Here is a 1,245-nt window from a genome sequence, read left to right as displayed (position 1 = left end):
CCTGGGTATTGAGGTTGCCGTTAGCATCCCGCACCCCGATCAGGCGCCCGGCCAGATCGTAGTGGTACGCCGTTTCAGGACGGGTCGCTTCCGACGCCGCCTGCTTGTACCCGTTCGCCAGGGTGATCGATACCTTGGGGTCGCGCTTCAGCACAAGATGGCCCGCCGTGTTGTAGGCAAAGTCCGTCACATTCCCACGGCCGTCAATCTCCTGCACCACCTCGCCAAACGCGTTATAACGCTGACGACGTGTGATAGTCGGCGGGGTTGTGCTTGCGCCAGAGATGGGTACCGGGGTCTGTGCGGATGCCGTTGGGGCAGCAGGGTTAGTCGTGTTGAAGGTGCCGCTTTGCTGATTCAGAATGACGCTACTGCTATTCAGGGCTACATACCGATACTCGTAATGCCCGGCCGGAATCGTAGTCCAGTCAAACGCATACATACCGCCGATCGGGCCACCGGTAACGCCAATGACCTGGGGCAATGACACGGTCGTATACGCACCATTAGACCCCGCAGCACGGTACGACAGCAACACTTGTGATGTGCTTGCCGCTGCGTTATCGGGTACGTAGGGCTGATGGCTGATGTATAGTATTTTAGGGACAGTTGCGCTGCCTGATGAGCTTAAGACCCGTCCTTGAATGATACCGAAAGGCCCCACCGTTCCACTGCTAAGAATGTGCGACCAGGTTTGTTCCAGTAAAACCACTTTTTCTTTGGGGTCCGCATCTGATTTGATGATGCGGATTGTCATACTGATACCTTGATCCGAATTGGCATTTACATACTGCCACTTAATCTCAGCAGCCGGATTGTCGTAGTGCAGCTCACTCGCGAGAATGCCAGACGCAATCTCCCCAGGTCCAAAAATACTCGATATTGCCACACTGAACGACACTTCCACCCGGACACCCCCTGTGCCCAGATAAGCGCTGCTTGGCAGGCTGATCGCAACCTTGACCGTGCTGGGGCTGGTTTGAGCGGCTATCGTCTGGCCTAAAGTTAAATTGCCACTCCAGCTGATGTCTCCGAAGCCGATCCCAATAGAGCCAGCTTTGACTACTGCCCCGATATCGACAGCTGCATTTGCACTTTCCATGGCAGGCTGAATGGTTTGAATGAGCTGCTGTCTGGCGTCATAGACACTGAAGGTGTACTGCGTCTGCTGCGTGACCTCGTTCTGCACATCCAGTGCACGCTGGTTGATCACCTCCGCCAGCGTCATCGTCCGCATGTCCAGCG

The 1,245-nt window shown here is 55.7% G+C and carries 1 protein-coding gene; it reads right to left on the bottom strand.

Features of this window, described 5'->3' with window-relative positions; all coding sequences use genetic code 11:
* A partial coding sequence (locus ED236_RS12310) for an RHS repeat domain-containing protein (protein ID WP_162299631.1) occupies positions 1 to 1,228 on the bottom strand: 1,228 nt, incomplete at its 3' end.
* Positions 1,229 to 1,245 lie beyond the last annotated feature (17 nt).

Origin of the sequence: Pseudomethylobacillus aquaticus (assembly GCF_003730115.1) — a bacterium.
Classification (GTDB): Bacteria; Pseudomonadota; Gammaproteobacteria; order Burkholderiales; family Methylophilaceae; genus Pseudomethylobacillus; species Pseudomethylobacillus aquaticus.
The sequence above is the reverse complement of the archived record's forward strand: the minus strand, read 5'-3'. Positions and strand labels throughout refer to the sequence as shown.